Origin of the sequence: uncultured Rossellomorea sp., assembly GCF_947488365.1 — a bacterium.
Lineage (GTDB): Bacteria > Bacillota > Bacilli > Bacillales > Bacillaceae_B > Rossellomorea.
Genome location: NZ_CANKZT010000011.1, coordinates 1 through 21,527 on the forward strand (window position 1 = coordinate 1; position 21,527 = coordinate 21,527).

At 43.6% G+C, this 21,527-nt stretch carries 18 protein-coding genes; all 18 read right to left on the reverse strand.

All coding sequences use genetic code 11. From position 1 onward, the window contains the following. Positions 1–596: 596 nt before the first annotated feature. The 18 genes from upp to glpX all read right to left on the reverse strand — a co-directional run bounded on the left by upp (position 597) and on the right by glpX (position 21,283). Positions 597–1,226 (reverse strand): uracil phosphoribosyltransferase, encoded by a 630-nt coding sequence (gene upp / locus Q1B03_RS20970; protein ID WP_044339995.1) that lies wholly within the window; start codon positions 1,224–1,226, stop codon positions 597–599. A 435-nt stretch (positions 1,227–1,661) separates the two neighbouring features. Beyond that, on the reverse strand, positions 1,662–2,903 hold the full coding sequence (gene glyA, locus Q1B03_RS20975; protein ID WP_299746454.1) for a serine hydroxymethyltransferase: 1,242 nt from the start codon (positions 2,901–2,903) through the stop codon (positions 1,662–1,664). 413 nt (positions 2,904–3,316) lie between these two features. Beyond that, positions 3,317–3,859 (reverse strand): TIGR01440 family protein, encoded by a 543-nt coding sequence (locus Q1B03_RS20980; protein WP_299746457.1) that lies wholly within the window; start codon positions 3,857–3,859, stop codon positions 3,317–3,319. 12 nt (positions 3,860–3,871) lie between these two features. Beyond that, positions 3,872–4,315: a ribose 5-phosphate isomerase B gene (gene rpiB / locus Q1B03_RS20985; protein WP_044340552.1), complete on the reverse strand. Its 444-nt coding sequence runs from the start codon at positions 4,313–4,315 to the stop codon at positions 3,872–3,874. Between the two features lie 161 nt (positions 4,316–4,476). After that, complete coding sequence (locus tag Q1B03_RS20990; protein ID WP_299746461.1) at positions 4,477–8,562, reverse strand: S8 family serine peptidase; 4,086 nt, start codon at positions 8,560–8,562, stop codon at positions 4,477–4,479. A 338-nt stretch (positions 8,563–8,900) separates the two neighbouring features. Then, positions 8,901–10,190, reverse strand: coding sequence for a methyl-accepting chemotaxis protein (locus tag Q1B03_RS20995; RefSeq protein ID WP_299746464.1), 1,290 nt, complete (start codon positions 10,188–10,190; stop codon positions 8,901–8,903). 24 nt (positions 10,191–10,214) lie between these two features. Further along, positions 10,215–10,652 (reverse strand): low molecular weight protein arginine phosphatase, encoded by a 438-nt coding sequence (locus Q1B03_RS21000; RefSeq protein ID WP_341357173.1) that lies wholly within the window; start codon positions 10,650–10,652, stop codon positions 10,215–10,217. Positions 10,653–10,838: 186 nt separating this feature from the next. Next, complete coding sequence (locus Q1B03_RS21005) at positions 10,839–11,393, reverse strand: manganese efflux pump MntP family protein (protein WP_299746469.1); 555 nt, start codon at positions 11,391–11,393, stop codon at positions 10,839–10,841. 176 nt (positions 11,394–11,569) lie between these two features. Next, positions 11,570–12,607, reverse strand: a complete 1,038-nt coding sequence (locus Q1B03_RS21010) for an L-threonylcarbamoyladenylate synthase (protein ID WP_299746573.1) — start codon at positions 12,605–12,607, stop codon at positions 11,570–11,572. Positions 12,608–12,963: 356 nt separating this feature from the next. Beyond that, positions 12,964–13,407: a GNAT family N-acetyltransferase gene (locus tag Q1B03_RS21015; protein ID WP_299746472.1), complete on the reverse strand. Its 444-nt coding sequence runs from the start codon at positions 13,405–13,407 to the stop codon at positions 12,964–12,966. 133 nt (positions 13,408–13,540) lie between these two features. Further along, positions 13,541–14,407 carry a stage II sporulation protein R gene (gene spoIIR / locus Q1B03_RS21020; protein WP_299746474.1) on the reverse strand — a complete coding sequence of 289 codons (867 nt, stop codon included), beginning with the start codon at positions 14,405–14,407 and terminating at the stop codon, positions 13,541–13,543. 280 nt (positions 14,408–14,687) lie between these two features. Further along, positions 14,688–15,554, reverse strand: coding sequence for a peptide chain release factor N(5)-glutamine methyltransferase (gene prmC, locus Q1B03_RS21025; protein ID WP_299746477.1), 867 nt, complete (start codon positions 15,552–15,554; stop codon positions 14,688–14,690). Between the two features lie 2 nt (positions 15,555–15,556). Continuing rightward, positions 15,557–16,627: a peptide chain release factor 1 gene (gene prfA, locus Q1B03_RS21030; RefSeq protein WP_044340559.1), complete on the reverse strand. Its 1,071-nt coding sequence runs from the start codon at positions 16,625–16,627 to the stop codon at positions 15,557–15,559. Between the two features lie 151 nt (positions 16,628–16,778). Further along, positions 16,779–17,231: a hypothetical protein gene (locus tag Q1B03_RS21035; RefSeq protein WP_299746481.1), complete on the reverse strand. Its 453-nt coding sequence runs from the start codon at positions 17,229–17,231 to the stop codon at positions 16,779–16,781. Positions 17,232–17,374: 143 nt separating this feature from the next. Continuing rightward, positions 17,375–17,989: a thymidine kinase gene (locus Q1B03_RS21040; protein ID WP_299746485.1), complete on the reverse strand. Its 615-nt coding sequence runs from the start codon at positions 17,987–17,989 to the stop codon at positions 17,375–17,377. Between the two features lie 311 nt (positions 17,990–18,300). Beyond that, positions 18,301–18,513, reverse strand: a complete 213-nt coding sequence (gene rpmE, locus Q1B03_RS21045) for a 50S ribosomal protein L31 (protein ID WP_034765123.1) — start codon at positions 18,511–18,513, stop codon at positions 18,301–18,303. A gap of 213 nt (positions 18,514–18,726) precedes the next feature. Continuing rightward, positions 18,727–19,989, reverse strand: a complete 1,263-nt coding sequence (rho, locus tag Q1B03_RS21050) for a transcription termination factor Rho (protein ID WP_044340561.1) — start codon at positions 19,987–19,989, stop codon at positions 18,727–18,729. A gap of 331 nt (positions 19,990–20,320) precedes the next feature. Further along, positions 20,321–21,283: a class II fructose-bisphosphatase gene (gene glpX / locus Q1B03_RS21055; protein WP_299746491.1), complete on the reverse strand. Its 963-nt coding sequence runs from the start codon at positions 21,281–21,283 to the stop codon at positions 20,321–20,323. Positions 21,284–21,527 lie beyond the last annotated feature (244 nt).

Genomic DNA, 21,527 nt, shown 5'->3' on the forward strand with positions numbered 1-21,527 from the left:
GCCTTTTTGGTCGGCTTGACTTATGACCTCGAGCCCCAAGCCCCCGCAGCTGGACATCTCGAAAAGCGGAGGGGGCTCGCCCTGGGGCGACAAGCATAAGGCGAGTCGACCGGAAAGGCGTTCTTTGCCTTTTTGGTCGGCTTGACTTATGACCTCGAGCCCCAAGCCCCCGCAGCTGGACATCTCGAAAAGCGGAGGCGGGTTGGTCAGGCCCGACAAGCACAACTGGGAGTTCCCTAAAGGCGCTCTTTGCCTTTTGGGATTTTTCAGTTGTGACCTCGAGGGACTACCCGCCGGAGCTGGACATGCCGAAAAGCGGAGCCGACTGGTCAGGCCCATCAAGCATATCCAAGGATTCCCCGGAATGAAAAAGCCCAACAAACTTACCACTTTTCCCATCGATTGCTCACTTTATTAACAAATCCATAGGTTCTATCTCCACATGCCCCTCCATTATATAGAAAATTCTTTTTATGAGTAACCCTTGAATTTAATGTAAATACTTCCAATTAAATAACAATGGGGTTTGCCGGTTATATAAATAAGAAAGCCGGATTATCACGTGTTGATAATCCGGCTTTCTTATTTACTTCAAATTATTTTGTACCGTATAAACGATCTCCCGCGTCCCCTAAACCAGGAACGATGTATCCTTTTTCATTCAGCTTCTCATCAAGAGCAGCGATGAAGATATCAACGTCAGGATGCGCTTCCTTGATTGCGTCCACCCCTTCAGGACAGGCAACAAGGCACATGAACTTGATGCTTACCGCGCCGCGTTTCTTTAATGAGTTGATGGCTTCAACAGCAGATCCACCTGTTGCAAGCATCGGATCGACCAGGATGAAGTCACGCTCTTCCACATCACTTGGAAGCTTTACGTAATATTCAATCGGTTTAAGAGTCTCAGGGTCACGATATAAACCAACGTGTCCTACTTTTGCAGCCGGGATCAGTTTAAGAATTCCGTCAACCATTCCTAATCCTGCTCGCAGAATAGGAACGATCCCTAATTTTTTACCTGCAAGTGTTTTGGCCTTTGCGTTGCTTACCGGTGTTTCTACATCAATATCCTCTAACGGTAAATCGCGTGTGATTTCAAACGCCATTAGTGTCGCCACTTCATCAACAAGCTCACGAAATTCCTTCGTACCTGTTTGTTTATCACGAATAAACGTTAATTTGTGTTGGATTAACGGATGATCAAATACATATACTTTGCCCACTCGACTCTCTCCTTTAAGTTCGATTTATGTAAAAATAGTTTGTCCACTTCATTTACACCTCAGACTATTGTACATAAAAGACAATTTAAGAGCAACAAGAGATGGGAAGTGTAATGGAATCGTTAGAAATGATATGAGTGGCGAGGGAAAAGACGTGTAAGGTAGTGGAATCGATTGATTTTTTGGTTAATTATGTAAATCGGCTGGATTAATGCCAGAAACGGCCGGATTTTTTAAAAAAGCCGCTGGATTATTATCAAAATCGGCCGGATTTTAACGGAAAACGGCTGGATTATCGTAAATAACGGCCGGATTCCCATTTAAGTTGCTCCTCACACCCGGTATTTAGAACTTAAAACCGATGAATCATCTACTTTTCTATTAAAAAACCTCTCCACCAGGGAAGTCAGTCCCTAATGAAGAGGTCATCATCAATTATCTTTCTGGATATAATTCGAATTTGCTTGTCAGGTCGATGACGCGTTTGCGTGCTTCTTCCAATTTTGCCTCGTCTTCATGGTTCTTAAGAGTCAGTGCCATGATGGAAGCAATTTCGTCCATGTCCTCAAGCCCGAATCCTCTTGACGTAACAGCAGCTGTTCCGATACGGACACCGCTTGTAACGAATGGGCTTTCCGGATCGAATGGGATCGTGTTTTTGTTGACGGTGATGCCGATTTCATCCAGGACTTTCTCTGCGATTTTACCAGTCAGTCCAAGTGAACGCAGGTCGATCAGTAGTAGATGGTTGTCTGATCCACCGGATACAAGGTTGATTCCTTCTTTAACAAGTCCTTCACCTAAACGGTTGGCATTGTCGATGATGTTCTGTGCGTATTCTTTAAACGAATCCTTCAGAGCTTCACCGAATGCAACAGCTTTAGCTGAGATCACGTGCATAAGTGGTCCACCTTGAATGCCAGGGAAGATAGACTTGTCTATTTTCTTTGCAAATTCTTCTCTGCATAGGATCATTCCGCCACGAGGTCCGCGCAATGTTTTGTGAGTCGTTGTTGTCACGAAGTCTGCATAAGGAACCGGGTTCTGGTGAAGGCCAGCCGCTACAAGACCGGCGATGTGAGCCATATCCACCATTAAGTATGCTCCCACTTCGTCAGCGATTTCACGGAATTTCGCGAAATCGATCGCTCTTGGGTATGCACTTGCTCCAGCTACGATCAGCTTTGGCTTGTGCTCTAACGCTTTTTGTCTAACATCTTCGTAATTGATCAGGTGCTTTTCTTCATCCACACCATACTCTACGAAATTATATTGAATTCCACTGAAGTTGACGGCACTTCCGTGAGTCAGATGTCCACCATGAGATAAGTTCATTCCAAGAACTGTGTCACCTTGTTCAAGGATTGTGAAGTAGACTGCCATATTGGCTTGTGCTCCTGAGTGAGGCTGAACGTTTACATGTTCTGCTCCAAATAGTTCCTTCGCACGATCGCGAGCCAGATTCTCAGCTACATCGACATGCTCACAGCCACCATAATAGCGACGACCTGGGTACCCCTCTGCATACTTATTTGTCAGAACGGAGCCTTGTGCTTCCATAACCGCTTCACTGACAAAGTTTTCAGATGCAATTAACTCAATTTTTGTTCGTTGACGCTCTAATTCATCTTGAATCGCTGCATAAATTTCCGGATCTTGCTTGGCAATCTTACTCATACATATCCCCCTTTAATTCATAGGCCCAACTGCTCTAGGTGCCTCATTGATTCATTCAATCTCATTCTAACACGATTCAGCAAAACGCGAAATAAAAACCTCTAGTCAAAACGTAATGTTCGTGTTTAGAGGGACGGACCTCGTGTAATGTTATTCACAATATTCTCGATCTACTACCTGACTGGCCCCCACGAGTAGCATTGTGACTATAATTGTCGAATGATTATAAAATTTTCATGATTGTTAGTGATATCACTGCCTTGATTCAAAATCTTCACTTCCACCCTTTTATCATAATCATAATCTCCTTAACCCTCTATATAGTTCGGGATTCAAAACAGGTTTCAAATAGACAGAAACACTACAATAAAGGTCCGTCCCTCAACTAAGAGAAACGGACCTTCCAATGTGCATTATTCGTATACGGCTCTGATTCCGCCTATGAGTTTGGGTCTGGTTTTGGCGAGTGTGACGTGGGCTTCGCCGAGGTTTTTCTGTGATACCCGGATGGGGACGGCTACGTGTTTCAGGTGCATGCCGATAAAGGTATCTCCGATGTCGATGCCGGCGTCGCCTTGTATATGCTCTACCATGACAGGATCTTCAAAGGAGTGATATGCTTGGGTCGCCATCGCTCCACCTGCTTTTCGCACAGGAATGACCGTAACCTCCTCCAGACCTTTTCTTTCTGCAGCGTCTCTCTCCAAAACGAGCGCCCGGTTTAGATGCTCACAGCATTGAAAAGCCAGTGAAACGCCAATGGAATCGGCCCATCCTTTTAGTTCAGCATAAATCATTTCTGCTACTTCAATCGTTCCTGATGTCCCGATCCGCTCCCCCATCACTTCTGATGTGGAACAGCCGACAACAAACACTTGTCCTTTTTTCATGTGAACCTGTTCGCTGAAATCTCCCAGGATCGTTTGTAACTCTTCCTTTAATTGAGTGATTTCCATGGAATCCACTTCCTATTGTTTGTCTTCGTATGCCGTGATTTTCCCAATACGATTGGCATGACGGCCACCTTCGAATTCCGCACCGAGCCATGTTTTGGCGATTTCACGTGCAAGTCCTGGACCAATGACGCGTTCACCCATGGCTAACATATTGCTGTCATTGTGCTCACGTGTCGCTTTTGCACTGAATACATCATGTACAAGAGCACAGCGAATTCCCTTGACTTTATTAGCTGAAATGCTCATGCCAATGCCTGTACCACAAATCAGAATGCCGCGATCGAACTCTCCGCTCGCCACTTTTTCTGCAACAGGTACGGCATAGTCCGGATAGTCAACGGACGTTCCACACTCACAACCGAAGTCCTCATATTCGAGGCCCAGCTCTTCTAATAATGATTTGATTTCTTCGCGGATATTTACCCCGCCGTGATCGGATGCAATTGCAATTTTCATAGTGATCCACTCCCATAGCCTTTGTTACGTTTTATTTTGCCACATACTCTTCATTATATAAAGTTTTTCGGATTCTTTTTAGCTCCTTTTATATGTTGCTACTCATTCTCAGCTTAATAAGAAAATAGGCTGGGAAGAATAATTCTCCCCAGCCTGAACTTTTATTGGATTCCAAGCGATATCAGTATATCTTCCAAAGATCTTCCTTCAACACTTTCTTTCGGCTCATGAACAGATTCAACGGTTGGATTCTGTTTCAGATAGTGCTTTTGAATGAATGACATATCCTTCTCATTAACCGTCCCATCGAAGTTAATGTCGGCTGAGCGCTCATTTGTTCCCCAATGTTTTTCGACTTCAAGTGCGTCCAATACATCAATGACATCGTCTTTATTCACATCTCCAGGGGTAGGCGCTTTTGTGCTTACCCCTGAGTTCCATTGGGCTGCCGGGTTACCGTCATCATCTTTATACCCTACATTAAAAGGTGTGTGGACGGTGAAATGACCCGGAATATCAACAGAGAAGATCATTTGATCCATTGTCAGCGGGAGTTTTTGAACTTCTGTCTGTGCATATCGGTTGATTGATCCTGGATATTCATTGCCCTCTTGATCTTTGACGGTCAGACTTGCCCCCAATTGTGATGGGTCCAATCCGAACCTCCATCCAGGACGACCATCTTCTTTTTGTAAGGATTCAGGTGCGGCCAAACTTCCAGATATTTTCGAGAAAGTCGGGATTATAAACATTGGTGTAATAGTCGAGACCATTGAAATCGTTTCACCTTCATTATTGATGAAATTCGTTTTTGTGTTTTCAAATGTTAAATAACGTTCATAGGAATCACTCTTCACTTTCACTGTTACCTCTGCCACCGGAACATCACCCGAAACACCATTCGGGATTTCAGCATGGATCGTAAGCTTCGTTGAAGAGCCTGTTGCGAGATAATCGGAAGAAATGGATGCTCCCATTTCAGTAAATTCCGGGTGGATGTTTACGTCTGTAATGTCCACTATTCCTTGTTTGAACGTAAAGCTAGACGTCAATTCCTTTGCATTTGAAAGGTTGTTCGCCGTTAACGTGATCTTGGTGGTTTCACCCATTCTCACATGTTTTTGCCCGAGTGTCCCTTCCATGTAAGGCGTTCCTTCTTTTACAAACGTATAGTACTTGTAATCTTCTCCTAGCCCGGAGGAATTGTAGCCTTGAAGAGCTACATCCAAGCTATTTATGGATGGGTTAAGCGGAATACTGTATTCAAACTCTCCGTTTTCATCTGTATAGAAACCATCCGTGAAGTATGGACCTCCGCTTTTTACCATGACGAAATTCCCGGTCTGATCGATGTCTACGCCTTCTTCCTGGTATTTCTCATACGTACGATCCACCACACTTCCTGTAACGGTGTAGGACTCCATCCCTGGTTCGTACTCAATCACCCCTTCATTTACATCCGTTTCAAATTGAGCACCTGTTAGGTCGATGATTGTATGATCAGCCATTTCGAATGACTTCCCTTCCTTCGTGGTTGCAATCATCTTCACCTTGTAATGTCCGGCTCCATAAGGGACTTTTACTCTTGTAGCAGAAATCGGCTGATCTTCATTTCCTGTGAACGGGAAATACGTTCCATTGAATACAGAACCGATATAATATTCGGTATCTTCAATTAGACTAGAGGTATTCATACTTCCCAGATAACCTAATTCTGCATCTGTCTTTCCGTCCACTAGAAGGACATCGATTGTCTTCATTGGAGACTTTAAGTTAAAGAATAATCCAGGCAATGGTACAAAGGGATAATACAAATCATAATCCCCTGTCAGTGCTTTAGGAGTGGTTTTCGCATAATTGATTCCTTCCTCCATCACAACGAAAGCAAAAGGAACCCTGTAGGATTCATTTTTATCCGCTTTGTTTCTAAATGTGACCATTCCCTCATACGTACCGGGCTCTGCTGTCTTTGGAGCTGTGATAAAAGCATTTATGTTTTTTGTACTATTTCCTTTCACTTTCACTCTTTTATCGATATTTAATACTACGCCATTTTCTGATGCGTCTTTTGAACCCCTAAATTCGGTTTGGAATTCAATGTCAACGTCAAAAATTTTCGTGTGTTTCTCTGTATTCTTCACCTGGATCGAACGGCTTTCAATAAAAGATGCTCCATCTTTAATGGAAAGACCAAAGTTAAGCGCACCCGATGGAGAGTTGATCTCTTTTTCAGCACCATCCATGATCGTGACCGAAGGATTATCGACCATCACACTCGATGTTGCGCTCAAAGCTTCAATAGGATCGACCTGCCCGCTCCCTGCTTCAAATACACTATAATCTTTCTTTAGTGGGTCTGCCGTATTCATTAGGAGTGTTTTGATTTCTTCCGGAGTGTATTCAGGGTTCTGCTCTAATAATAGCGCCGCCACCCCCGCTACATAAGGAGATGCCATGGATGTACCAGACAGTCTCTGATAGGCAGAATCATAGTTATCCAGATAATCGGCACCATTCGCATAAGCCGGTACGGTAGAAAGCACTTGGACTCCTGGAGCCGTTACTTCCGGTTTGATTTCATATTGACTGCGTGAAGGTCCCCGGGAGCTGAAGTCTGCCAGGGTTCCCCCTTCTTGTAAAATAGATCCTGCTTCTGAAAACACCATTTCTGATTGATCTGTCAGACCATCTTTGATTTTCAACCCATCTTGGTTCGTTAGTGAGAATGTTGGAAGATAATGAACAGATTCCCCTAAATAGTAAGGGATATGCCCTTCCTCTTTATTATCATTGAATAATAGGATGGCAGAAGCCCCCGCATTTTTGGCCAGCTTGATTTTTTCCGAAAAGGAAATCGCTCCCCTGGATACAAGCACGGCTTTCCCTTTCATATCTTTCCCTTGATAATCTGCGTTCTGTCCTAGTCCAACATCTACAACCTCAAGGCTTTGTCCATCCCACCCGGACATAGCATCACTAAAATCCTGTGCCATCAAGCGTAATTCTACATCGGCACTTCCGTTACTCAGCGGAACTGTCCCGGTAAATGTATTCACTACTATATCCACATCGTTCGCCCCGACACTCAGTGCCAAGGTTGCTGTTGCCGGGGAGCCAAGGGTTTTCATGCCACTTCCGCTGTTCCCTGCAGCAACCACCGATGTGACTCCGGCCAGCACCGCATTGTTAACAGCGACTGAAGTCGGGTACAGAGGGTCATTGACACTAGTACCCAGCGATAAGTTGATCACATCCATCCCATCAGAAACAGCACGATCGATTGCCGCAATGATGTCACTGCTCGTTCCTCTCCCGTAAGGTCCCAGCACCCTGTATCCATATAAATCCGCTCCAGGGGCGACACCCTTCACACTAAATTCACTGCCGCTTGTCCCTTGTCCTGCTATGATGCCCGCTACATGAGTACCGTGGAGGGTGTAATAGACACTGCCAGACGAAACTTCCGGTCTTCCTGACTTTTTCCAGTCTTCGTAAGTAGTTTCCATCGGATCAGCATCATTGTCTACGAAATCATATCCGCCTTTGTATGAATCCTTTAAATCGGGATGATTATAGTCGATGCCTGTATCAATGACTCCGATTTTGATTCCCTCACCAGTAAAGCCTTCTGTATGATTCGGCTTCAAGTTATGAGACGGGGATGTCATGATAGGGCTTTCGGCTTTCTCCTTTACAGGTTGAATCCCCTCTACTGCCTTGTCACTCCAAATAGCTTTGACAACATCCGAATCAAGTAATTTCTCAATCTCGTTTGCTGGCAGGGACATCGCCACTCCGTTAAATGCCTGTTTATAAGAATGTGTTATTTCATAAGTCGTTTTGCCTGTTTTCTTCTTTCCTATTAAAGTTTCAACGTCTTTCTTGAATTTTTGGTGCGATCTTTCTACTTTCTCATTGGCTTCTGACAACGAAATCGTTTTTCCCAGCTTCACACCAGCAGCGACTTCCGTTTTTGCTGTATACTGGTGAAATTGTACAATGATATCGATCTTATCATCAGCATCCAACTTAATGGAGGGATCTACTAACAGGCCAGTTTGTTGAGATGTCTCTAATGTATGGAGAGCTTTTCTCTGCTCTTCTGTCAAAGAAGATAGTATATCTTTTGCCTTTTGTTCTTCTGCATCAGCTGTTTCTGAAGAAAAATACGGATTAAGCGGTGAAACAAGCAAGCTTGTCGTAAAGACAACCGCAGCTCCTTTTTTAATTACCGATTGAACGTTCATAGTGTCCCCCTCTACCTTTTCTCTCTATAAAGTTTAGTTTTTTTCACTATCTTTATCGTAATAATATTTAAGTAGAGAGGCTATGGGGTTTTTGTTTAGTACTTTCATCTCACTCATCGTTAAAATTTCTTTCATTTTGAGCGTATTATGAATTTTTTTTAGTAGGATTGAGCTGATAAATTGATATTTAGTTGGGGGAATTTGTTTATAGGAGAGTACTAATAATGAGATGGGTCAACTCCCACTATGTATATTTTCTGGAGTGACCTATTCTAGATAGATGTGCACCCGAAAAAAGGATGGTCCCAAAATAACTTTTGGGGCCATCCTTTTTTCATTTACAAATGAAACCGAGTAATCGTACTCTTCAGTAATTCCGCTTGCTCTTTAAGGTTCAATGCCAATTTCTGTACGTCGCTCATCACAACCGCTTGTTCTCTTGTAGATTCAGACACTTCTTCTGCTCCGGCAGAGGTTTCTTCTGCAATCGCAGCAACCTCCTGGGATTGCTCTGAAGTCAATCGGATGCTTTCCATCTGCTGATCTACAAGGACTGAAATGTTTTGAACCGCGTCCGCCACTTCATGGATCGTTTTCGTCATGGTTTCGATCATTTCATTGGTCTGGGTCCCTTTTTTTGCTTCGGAATTAGCTGAATCGACTTGAGTCTTGATATGTCCAACCACACTGCCAACCTCAGTTTGAATGTTCTTGATGAGTTTTGAAATGCCTTGTACCGCTTTGCCGCTTTCGTCTGCCAGCTTTCGGACTTCCTCGGCGACAACAGCAAATCCCTTACCGTGTTCTCCTGCCCGCGCCGCTTCAATGGAGGCATTCAAGGCGAGAAGATTGGTCTGGTTTGCAATATCCCCGACCAGTTGAATGATCTGCTCAACCTTTTTCGCATTGTCTTCCAATCTGTGCACGGCGTCCAATGAATCTTCATTACCTTTCGCAAGCCGACTGATACCTTCCACCAGGGAATGAATGACTTCCTTGCTCCCTTGAAGCTCCGTCACCATATTCTTGGACATTTGCTCAGATGATTTGGAGTGATTCTGTACTTCCTGCGCGATTCGAATCACATCTTCAACAGATTCAGCCGTCGTTTGAATGGCCGTGGCCGAGCTTTCGGCACCTGCTGAAATTTCGCTGATCGTTTTGGAAATGGAATCCGCTTGAGTGGAAGCTGCTTCCGATGCTCTCGACAGCTCTATCACATTCGAATTTGTTTTGGTGAAATTCTCGTCGATACTCGATACCATGTCGCGGAGGTTATGAAGCATGCGATTGAAGGCCAATGCGAGCGATCGGATTTCATCATCCGACTTCGGCACCTCTACTTCCACCGCAATGTCCCCTCGTGCTGCTTTCAACGCCGCCTGTTCCAAACGCTGAAGTGGCTTGACGATAAATCCTGCCGCAAAGAAAGCCAGCACACCCGACCAGAACACACCCATAACCAGTGTCATGCTCGTAAATAAAAGCTCTTTCATATCAGGTGCAAAAGTAGGCTTGATAAAATAAATAAAAAGTGCACTTGTTGAATACGTCACCACCGCAAGAAGCGTGATAAAGAGAACCAACTTCTTTCTAAGACCCGATTTGTAGCTTCTCTCTTTCCCCATCCTTTTTCTCTCCCTGTCTCGTCCTTATTCCAGCTTTTTCATTAAATCCTCAATCAATGAATCCAACTCTCTGTATGTATTTCTATAGATGTCCACGCTTCCCCCGTAAGGATCCGACACATCCAAGTCAGCAGGATCTTCAAGGACAAACTCCTTTAGTGTGAAGATTTTGTCCGCCACATGTGGATACTGATCCACAATCGCCCGCTTATGATTCGATGTCATCGTAAAAATATAGGAAGCCCAGTCCAGATTCTCTCTCGAAAGTGAACTCGATTGGTGTCTATGTATTATATCGTTCTCTTTTAGCACTTCTTTAGTCTGAAATGAAGCATCACTTCCATCCATGGCAAAAACCCCTGCAGACTTCACATCAAACTTCTCCGCGCCCTTATGCTTCAAAACCGCCTCCGCCATAGGACTTCGACACGTATTTCCTGTACAAACAAATAAAATATTCATCACGTCATCCTCCTTACAGCCTATTATAAAATATTTTCCAATCTGCCCATAGCCCATTCACAAAAAAAGAAAAGCGCAGGGGGCTCCCCTGAAGCAACAAGCATAAATGGTAAAACAAAAAAGTCCATCACCATGAGGGACGGACCTTCATCTATAAAACTCGCAATCTGCATTTAGAGATCTTTTTTACAACGGCAGCAACAGTTTAATCCCAAATGCAAACAAAATACTTCCGCCAAGGGCCTCACTATACGTCCCAAGTACCCCCTGAAATTTCCGTCCTATCAATAAACCGGCCCAAGTCAACACTGTGGCCGCTATTCCAAAACAGAAAAGGGCGATTGCTGTTCTGGCACCGAAAATACCCAGGGTCAGTCCGACTGAAAAGCTGTCCAAGCTGACACTCAAGGCAAAGAGTACCAATCCAAACCCTACTGGAGAAATGAGTGTCGTTTCCTCTTCCTTGAAGCTTGACATAAACATCTGAATCCCTAGAATGATCAAAAGAATTCCACCGGCATAGGCTGCAAAAGACCCGAATTGTTCGGATAAAAACTTTCCCGTCATCATCCCTAGGAGCGGCATCCACACATGAAAGATTCCAACGACTAATCCTATATATAAAATTTGCTTTAATCTCAGCTGAAACATACCCATTCCGATTCCGATCGAAAAGGCATCCATCCCAAGAGCAAATGCCATTAACATCAAGGTAATCAGTTCTCCAATAATTGTTGTCATCTTTGTTTTTCCCCCTCCGGACATGCCTACAGAACAAATGTATGCACGTCCCAGGGAAAATAGAATGAGAAATGGGGTGGAGATTGGGCATTATTGTAAAAACCTTGTTGCTATAGTGAATATTGGTCCTCTCACAAAGAAACCCTACGGTTCTCTCAAACCATAGGGGCAAAACATTATCCTTTCATCACCCGATACCCGGCCGCTTTCTGAAGTCGGTTCATAATCGCTAAACCAACTCCTTCTTCCGGAAACATTTCGGAAAAAATAATATCCACGTTACTTCTATTAAAAGTGCGCAGTGTATCATAAAGATTTTGTGCGACTGTACTCAGGTCTTCTCTTCGACCAACGGATAGAATGACGTCTGCTTGAAAGTCATTCACAAATTCTTCTGTTGTTAACACACCTACTCTGAGACCCTCTTCCTTCTTAATGTCTACTAATTTCTGAAGGTCCGCCCTCGTACCGTCCACTAAATAAACGGGAGCGTCGGGAGCATAGTGCGTATACTTCATACCTGGGGATTTCGGAGCCCCTTTCCCTTCTTTTAATGAGGGATCTACTTCCACCTTACCGACTACTTCTTCCAGCTGTTCTTTCGTGACTCCTCCGGGACGTAAAATAATCGGGCTTGGTCCAGTGCAATCTACAACCGTCGACTCAACGCCTACACCCGTTTCTCCTCCGTCGACCACTCCTGCAATTCGGTCTTCCAAATCATCGATGACATGCTGAGCCGTTGTCGGACTTGGTTTCCCTGAGCGGTTCGCACTTGGAGCCGCAATCGGGAGTCCTGATGCTTCAATGATTGCCAGGGCAACAGGGTGATCAGGCATCCGGATCCCCACGGTCGGTAAACCCGCTGTTACCTTTTCAGAAAATACGTTTTTCTTATTTTTAAAAATAATGGTTAACGGACCCGGCCAAAAAGCATCGATGAGGCTCGCTGCATCCTCAGGAACTTCCGCCACCAATCCTTCCAGCTGATCTCTATTTGATATGTGGACAATCAGTGGGTTATCCGATGGTCTTCCCTTTGCTTCGAAGATTTTCTCCACAGCACAATCTGATTTCGCATTCGCACCCAGACCATAAACCGTCTCTGTCGGGAAGGCCACCACCTCATTCTGTTGAAGAACCTTCGCTGCATCCACAATTTGTGGATAACTTTTATTGTTATCCACATCACTTTCCACAATCCAGTGTTTCATCATTTCCGTCATCCACCTTTTTATTTCAACACTCAAACAGTGTGTATAAATACTGAATTAACAAGCGTTCAACTATCGTACTCTTTTGAAAGTATAAAAGAAACCCCAAAAATTCTCAAGTATTGTCCACAAAACGTTAATAAAATACTACAGGCTGTGGATAAACCTGTGGATGGTGTGAATAATTCTGAAAAAAGAGATATTTACGTTAGTGAATGGCACCTTACGTTTTTTGTCGAATTTTACACATAAAAAAACTGAATCATTTCTTAATAAAAATGATTCAGTCTACTAGCAGACTACTATCGCAAAATAGTTTATTGCAGTGGAAATTTGTCGAAACCTCTCATTTCACCCTAAAGATCAAGCCTCATCGCAATGCAGTTATCCACTGTGGATAACTTTTTAGCGTGAACGAAATTCTTCAGTTCATCCACAAAAGGTTCTTTTTCCTGTTGAAAACCTAATAGGTCAAAGAAATTTAGCGACGCTTTCCGATTGGATATTAAGTAAAGGCGCGTAAGTTCTTTCTCTTTCGCCAATTTTAAAATCTCTTGAAATAGAGCAAACAATTCCTCACTTTCAAAAGAAGAAGTCACAACGAGTGAGCGCAGAAGACCGATTTTATCCTGAACTTCGATCCCAAGTGTTCCAATCAACTGCTTCTCTGAGTCTTCCACTACTAAAAAACAATCAACACTATTTTTAATGCCTTCTGTACTTAAACCCGCTTTCGTTAAGAAGGCTACTACTTCATGAATATCTTCCTGTGTTGCCTGGCGAATCACTTTTAACATCATTTCTTCCTCCCTTTTCTATCATCCCCTAGTGTTAATGTATGAGGGAAAGGAGAGAATAGAACAGGTTGTTGTGAAAAAATACTAGAAAGATAGGCATAAAAATAGCTTCATCTCATGGATGAAGCTCTACATTTTACTTATTGAATAATCCTTTGAAAAGATCTACCACGAAGAAGCGGACCTTAACCTCTTCCTCTTCTCCTTCTTCAACGAAGACTGCTTCCGTCTCTGTTTTCACGCTGCTTTCTTTTACTAGAAGCTCTTCTTTTGTTTCATCTGCAGCTACTGCTTCTTCCGTCATTTCTGCTTCCACTGCTTCCAGCTCGACTCCTTTATAAGCAATCACATCTTCCATTTCAGTTTCAGGAGATTTCATTTCTTCTACATCCGAATCCATTTCCGAAATCCCATTGACATCTTCCTCATCTTCAGGATCCACTTCGGTGATCTCATTTCCACTGGCTTCTACTTTCGTTTCAAATCCAGGACTTCTTACCGCATTTCCAGTCGAGAAATCAAGGAAGCATAGAGGCGGATAAAGGACACACCACCAGTTCGCTCCTTCTCCTGCACCCAGTGTAATCAACACGGCTTCGTATTCACCTGCCGGGTATAGATACTGACCATATAATTTGGTAGGAAACTCAACTTTTCCAAAATCAATTTTCACCGATTGATCTAAACCTTGCTCAGCGACAACCTCTTCCGCAATTTTCTGCAGCTCTGGTAAACCTGCTTTAATCACTGATTTCGCCTCTTCTTGTGATGTAAGAGTCTCTACCCAATTCGTAATCTCTTTATTTACTTCATCACGAACGAGTCTTTTGACGTTTTGATCCTGTTCCAGATCACTGTTTGCCAGAATCCGAAGTCGAATCGCTTCTTCCGGGATCACCATCGTCTCCTGGGCCGCCATTTCCTGCTTTGGTATATATAAACTTAGAATCGTTCCTAATGATAGAATCAAGATATACAATAACACCGTATGTTTTGTTTTCATTTTTATCTCCCCCTCAGTAAAACAGTCTAGTCAAAAAGGGGAAATCTTAAACTAGTAAAATAACATTTTGGGTGTGGAAATTTGGCCGGGGGGGACTTTTTGAAAATAAAATCTTGTTTTTGAAAATATGTGGGCTGTTTTTGAAAATATAACTTCAGTTTTGAAAATAAACATGACGACGAGCAGGTCAGAGCAGAAGCGAGAATCTATATTTATCCAGATCCATTCCAATTTTTCAAAAAAAAACACCCCCGATCATCACAATCGAAGGCACACTTCCTTATTTTCTTACACAAAACACCATGCGATCTTTCCCATTGATATCATGAACGACTTCCGTTTCCGCGTCCGGGAAGGTCTTGCGCAGCAGCTCCGCCACAGTCTCTCCCTGCCCGACGCCGACTTCGAAACCGATCAGACATTTTTCCTTCATCACACGAGGCAACTCATCCATGAAACGTTTATATAAATCATAGCCATCTTCCCCACCGAACAAAGCAAGTTCCGGCTCATGATCGATCACGATATCTGATAGAGTTTCCCGATCCGTCAAGGGAATGTACGGAGGGTTCGATAACAGAATATCCAGCTTCACACCATCTGCGATCAAAGGCTGTAACAGATCCCCTGCGAAAAAACGGACATCCGCCCCGAGCTTCGAGCTATTCTCACCCGCAACCGCCAGTGCTTCATTCGAAATATCGACGGCCATCATCTCAAGAGGCAAGCGCTTCGACTCAAGCTTCAACGTAACGGCAATCGCTCCGCTGCCCGTTCCGACATCGGCAGCCTTAAGAGGAGGGACCGTTTCACCAAATAAATCCTTCATCTTCTCCAGACCATAGTAAATAAGCTCTTCCGTCTCCGGCCTCGGAATCAGCACATGCTCATTCACCACAAACTCCCGACCATAAAACTCCTCAACCCCGATAATATGCTGAATCGGCACCCCGCCTACATGCTCCCGGATCCCATTCTGAAACTCTTCCCAACTCTCTTGAGGGACGGACCTCCGCTGTTCTGCCAGCAGTTGTGACCGTGACATTCCCATTAGATGCCGTAAGTAGATTTCTCCCACATTTTCATCACGGCCATTTTCGACTAAAAAAGAAGAAGCCCATTTCAGGGCTTCAAATACCGTCACCATGACTACTCTTCCAGTCTTTCAAGAAGTTTGGATTGGTCTTCGATAATCAATGCATCGATGACTTCATCCATCTTTCCTTCAAGAATTTGGTCGAGCTTTTGGATCGTCAATCCGATGCGGTGATCCGTGACGCGGTTTTGTGGGAAATTGTACGTACGGATACGTTCGGAACGATCACCTGTACCAACGGCTGATTTACGGTTTGCATCGTATTCAGCTTGAACTTCACGTTGGAATTTATCGTAAACGCGTGCTCGTAATACTTTCATTGCCTTCTCTTTGTTCTTGATTTGCGACTTTTCATCCTGACATGAAACGACTACCCCTGTCGGCAAGTGAGTCAGACGTACAGCAGACATGGTTGTATTAACACTTTGTCCTCCCGGGCCACTGGATGCGAAGGTATCGACACGGATATCTTTGTCGTGAATATCCACTTCGACCTCTTCCGCTTCTGGCAGGCAGGCCACCGTTGCGGTTGACGTATGAATACGTCCGCCGGATTCTGTTTCAGGTACACGTTGCACCCGGTGTGCTCCGTTTTCGTATTTCATTTTGGAGAATGCGCCATTTCCGTTGATCATAAAGATGATCTCTTTATATCCACCAACACCAGTGGAGTTCGCTTCCATCACTTCGGTCTTCCAGCCTTGCGATTCTGCATAGCGACTGTACATACGGTATAAGTCACCAGCAAACAGGGCTGCTTCATCTCCACCTGCAGCACCACGTACCTCCATGATTACGTTCTTATCATCGTTCGGGTCTTTCGGGATCAATAATATTTTCAGACGGGCTTCCAATGCTTCAATTTGTTCTTCAAGCTCGGAAACTTCTTCTTTCACCATTTCACGCATATCAGCATCAAGCTTATCATCCAACATCGCCTTAGCGTCTTTATACTGTCCAGTAAGTTCTTTATATTCTCGATATGCTTCTACCGTTGCTTGGATGTCTGATTGCTCTTTCGAATAATCTCTTAGCTTCTTTGGGTCATTCACAATTTCTGGATCACTCAATAGTTCATTTAACTTATCATAGCGATCTTCCACTGCTTGTAAACGATCGAACACAGCTATTCACCTCAATTTTAGTCCATAACAGTCTAATTATATTATATGGTGTATGTAAACACAAGGAGGATCGGGATCAGGCAGAAGGCATAAAGTGGTGGATATTATGTAGAAGGCAAGCAGATCAGCATACAGACCTGCTTGCACTTTTTTATCTTTCGGTGATTTTCACATTAACATTGAACCTTGGGATGGCTTTTTCTAATCTCTCTTTTAACATCGCTTCTTCTTTATCCGTCTCAGCCATGCTCATTTCATTCTGTGTATGTGCCGTCACCCACATTTGTTCGCCATTGATCCAGACTTCATCCGGTTCAAAGTTGGAATATTCCCTCACAACCTCACGTGCTTTGTCTTCATACACGCCAGTTGTCGTCGAAGTTGTGCCTGGTGAGTTCGTCAGGTTTGGAAAGTTCGGGTTTTCATTTGTCGTATTTCTGACGCTTCTATCTTGACGATCATTCATATCATCTTTTCGATTATCAATGAATCGTGTACCATTTTGATCCTCGTGCATACCGAATTCTGATTCCTGATTCACTCCACACGCGGTGATTAAAATGAAGAATACGGTAAAGGATAAAGCTAACAGTAGTTTTTTCATGCTTTCACACCTCCTGTTTTTAGGATTTCCTACAGGAAAGTGCTTATGCACTTAAAGTTTGGAGTGCTTCGGGGTAAGTATCGCATTTTCAATAAGTTGAAATGAGCCAAATAAAAAAAGCCCTAAATAAAGGGCTTCATTCACTATTTAACTTCCTTCACCATATCAGGTGTCACGCTCATTCCAGTTGGAACTTCATGGTGATGACGGCATCTTGGCTCATAAGCTTCAGATGCACCCACAAGGATGATGGGGTCATCATAGCAAGCTGGTTCGCCGTTGATTAATCGTTGCGTTCGACTTGCAGGAGAGCCGCAGACTGCACAAACGGCTTGAAGTTTTGTCACTTGCTCGGCAATGGACATTAAATCAGGCATCGGACCGAATGGTTCTCCGCGGAAATCCTGATCAAGTCCTGCGAGGATGACACGATACCCACTGTTTGCTAATTTTTGGACGACCTCTACAATGCCTTCGTCAAAAAATTGAACCTCATCAATAGCAACTACATCTACCTCAGGATTCAGGTCATCGAGAATCACATTTGAACCCTCGACTGCTTTGGCGATTACAGAGGTACCGTTATGAGATACAACCGATTCATCGCTATAGCGATTATCTAGTTTTGGCTTATACACAGCAATTTCTTGTTTAGCAAATTGAGTGCGTCGTACCCTGCGGATCAGTTCTTCGGATTTCCCTGAGAACATGCTGCCGCAAATGACTTCTACCCAACCCGTTTGTTTCATGACATACACGAAAGCGCCTCTCCTTCCTTATACAATATTCTATAGAAAACAGCCTGACTGTTAGTAAAAACGGACTACTCTTTAGTATAAAGCATTCCTTTATGTACGGGAATAATGCTTGATTTTCAGTAATTTGGCAGAAAAAAAGAGGCACAGCTCAATTGGAACTGCCTCTATTTCTTCAACCATTTACTTTAAAGAGAATAAAAAACAGGCAAGCATGAAGATCCTTGCCTGTTTTTCTAATAGAAGAGAAGTGACAATCTCATATCTTTATGCCTTACGCACAAAGAAATTTGATATGACCTTCCAGCTCTTCATTATTGTTGTTGATTTTTAAGACCGTATTTTTTGTTGAAACGGTCAACACGTCCACCAGCGTCAGCGAATTTCTGACGTCCTGTGTAGAATGGATGGCATTCAGAACATACCTCAACGCGCATTTCTTCCGCTACAGAACCAGTTTCAAATTCGTTACCGCAAGCACAGCTAACTTTGATCGTGTTGTACTTTGGATGAATTCCTGATTTCATTTCTTTCATCTCCTTCCGCCCTGAATCATCTGAAACAGAGTAATTTATTACGAAGATATATGTGATATGAGCATAAGCATGAGAGTTATAGCCAGCCCCTTACCACATCCAGTTTTTAAAAACACATTGACACTATTATAACAAGGACAAGTAATATTTGCAACCTGAAAAATTGGAAGTTACAGACATCGTTCCAATCATTCGATTACTAGATTAACGCTTCTTCGACTCTTCTGTCAACACATTGAAAAACTCTTCATTCGTCTTCGATTGCTTCAGCTTGCGCATAAGCTTCTCAGCGAAATCAGGCTGATCGGACATCGCTTTACGGATTGCCCATAGCTTTTCAAGATGATCCGGTTTGATCAGAAGTTCTTCTCTACGAGTTCCGGAACGACGGATGTCGATGGCCGGGAAAATACGTCTTTCAGCAAGAGAACGATCAAGATGAAGCTCTAAGTTCCCTGTTCCTTTGAACTCTTCATAAATGACATCGTCCATGCGGGATCCTGTATCCACTAGCGCAGTAGCGAGAACTGTCAAGCTTCCGCCTTCTTCAATGTTACGTGCAGCACCGAAGAATCGTTTCGGACGGTGGAACGCCGCAGGATCAATACCTCCGGATAGCGTTCGTCCACTTGGAGGGATGACCAGGTTATAAGCACGGGCTAAACGAGTGATACTATCCATCAGAATGATCACATCACGTTTGTGCTCCACTAAACGCATCGCGCGCTCAAGAACAAGTTCTGCCACTTTGATGTGATTTTCCGGTACTTCATCAAATGTAGAGCTTACGACTTCTGCTTCTACAGAACGTTCGATATCCGTTACTTCCTCTGGACGCTCATCGATCAGAAGAATGATTAATTCCGCTTCAGGATGATTCGTTGTGATCGAGTTTGCGATCTCTTTGATCAGCATCGTCTTACCGGCTTTAGGTGGCGCAACGACTAAACCACGTTGTCCAAAACCGACAGGCGCGATAAGGTCCATGATGCGCGTTGAGATTTTGTTCGGTGTTGTTTCAAGTTTCATTTGACGGTCAGGATATAAAGGCGTGAGACCTGGGAAATGGACACGTTCTTTCGCGGATTCCGGTTCTTCTCCATTGACCATTTCAACATGAAGCAGTCCGAAATAACGTTCGTTTTCCTTCGGAGGACGCACTTTCCCTGATACTTTATCCCCGTTACGAAGGTCGAAACGGCGGATTTGTGATGCAGAAATATAAATATCCTCAGAGCTTGGTGAATAATTGATCGGTCTTAAGAAACCGAAGCCCTCTGACTGGATGATTTCAAGAACACCTTCCATAAAGAAGAAGCCTTCTTGTTCTGCACGAACTTTAAGGATAGCGAAAATCAATTCTTTTTTTGTTAATTTACTATAATAAGAAACTTTGTATTGTTTGGCTAGCTCGTAAAGCTCTTTAAGCTTCATATTTTCTAAGCTAGAGATTGTTAACTCTTCCATCATGACACCACGCTTTATTAATTTGTCCTACCTAAAATAAATAAAAAGAAGGGTAGATTTTTCTAAAAATGAAGAAATATGTTGAAGCATAAACTAATAGAAAAAATGCTGAAGATAAAAACCTTATCTATTGTAACCATACTTTTAATCAAGAATCAATGACTGGGTAAAAAAAGGAAGGTAATTTTGTAGATAGGCAGCATTTCTTCACCTATGAAGAAAAAAAGTGAGTGATAAGAGTAGTCATGGGCAGAATGGTAAGACACTCTGCCCATCCCTCATCTCTTATAAGAAGAGTTTGTTTCTCTCTCTATGTTTCAATGTCTATTTATTATTTCATAACCAGGTTTGGCTTTTTCTGAAGACTGTGACGGCCGTCTATGAAGCGGACGGTTCCAGACTTCGCACGCATAACGACGGAATGAGTCAAACCGTATGTTCCTTTAAGCTGAACACCTCTTAACAGTTCCCCGTCCGTTACACCTGTTGCTGCAAAGATCGCATCATCACCGCATACGAGGTCTTCCATTCGAAGGATCTTGTCCACATCCAGCCCCATGCTGATACAGCGCTGCAGTTCGGCATCGTTCTGTGGTAAAAGCTTTCCTTGGATTTCTCCACCTAAGCATTTCAACGCAACGGCAGCAAGTACCCCCTCTGGAGCACCGCCGGAACCGAATAAAATATCGACACCCGTATGATCGAATGCTGTATTCATAGCTCCTGCTACATCACCATCATTGATCAGCTTGATACGGGCTCCCGCCTCTCTCAGCTGCTGAATGATATGCTCATGACGAGGACGATTCAAGACGGTTGCAACTACGTCTTCGATGTCTTTGTTCTTTGCTTTTGCAACGGCCTTTAGATTATCGATAACAGAAGCGTTAATATCAATTTCCCCAACTGCTTCTGGTCCTACTGCGATTTTATCCATATACATATCCGGTGCGTTCAGTAGGTTTCCGTGGTCTGCCACCGCGAGTACCGCCAGTGCATTCCAGCCTCCGGAAGCAACGATATTCGTTCCTTCCAACGGATCAACGGCCACATCTACACGCGGACCATAGCCTGTCCCTAGTTTCTCACCGATATAAAGCATTGGAGCTTCATCCATTTCACCTTCACCGATGACAACTGTTCCCTTCATCGGTACTGTATCGAATACATCGCGCATAGCAGAGGTTGCAGCATCATCTGCTTCATCCTTCTTACCGCGACCCATCCAGCGAGCCGATGCAAGGGCAGCCCCCTCTGTTACTCGAACAAGCTCCATTGATAAACTTCTTTCCATGTATATAGCCTCCCGTATTCCCTTTTGTTTTACAATATTCTTTAATTGTATAACATATTAACAGATTTATTGTAACACATTAAAGAGGGTGGAGAGATTTTTTTTCGAAAAAAGTAGGACACAATGGTTCATATAGTCGAAAAAGAACTGGTCATATTGGAAATATTTAAGGAAATTAACAAAAAGCGAGTAGTTGTTGATTTCCACTCCAGGGTGCTTGCTTTCCGCGGGGCGGGCGGTGAGC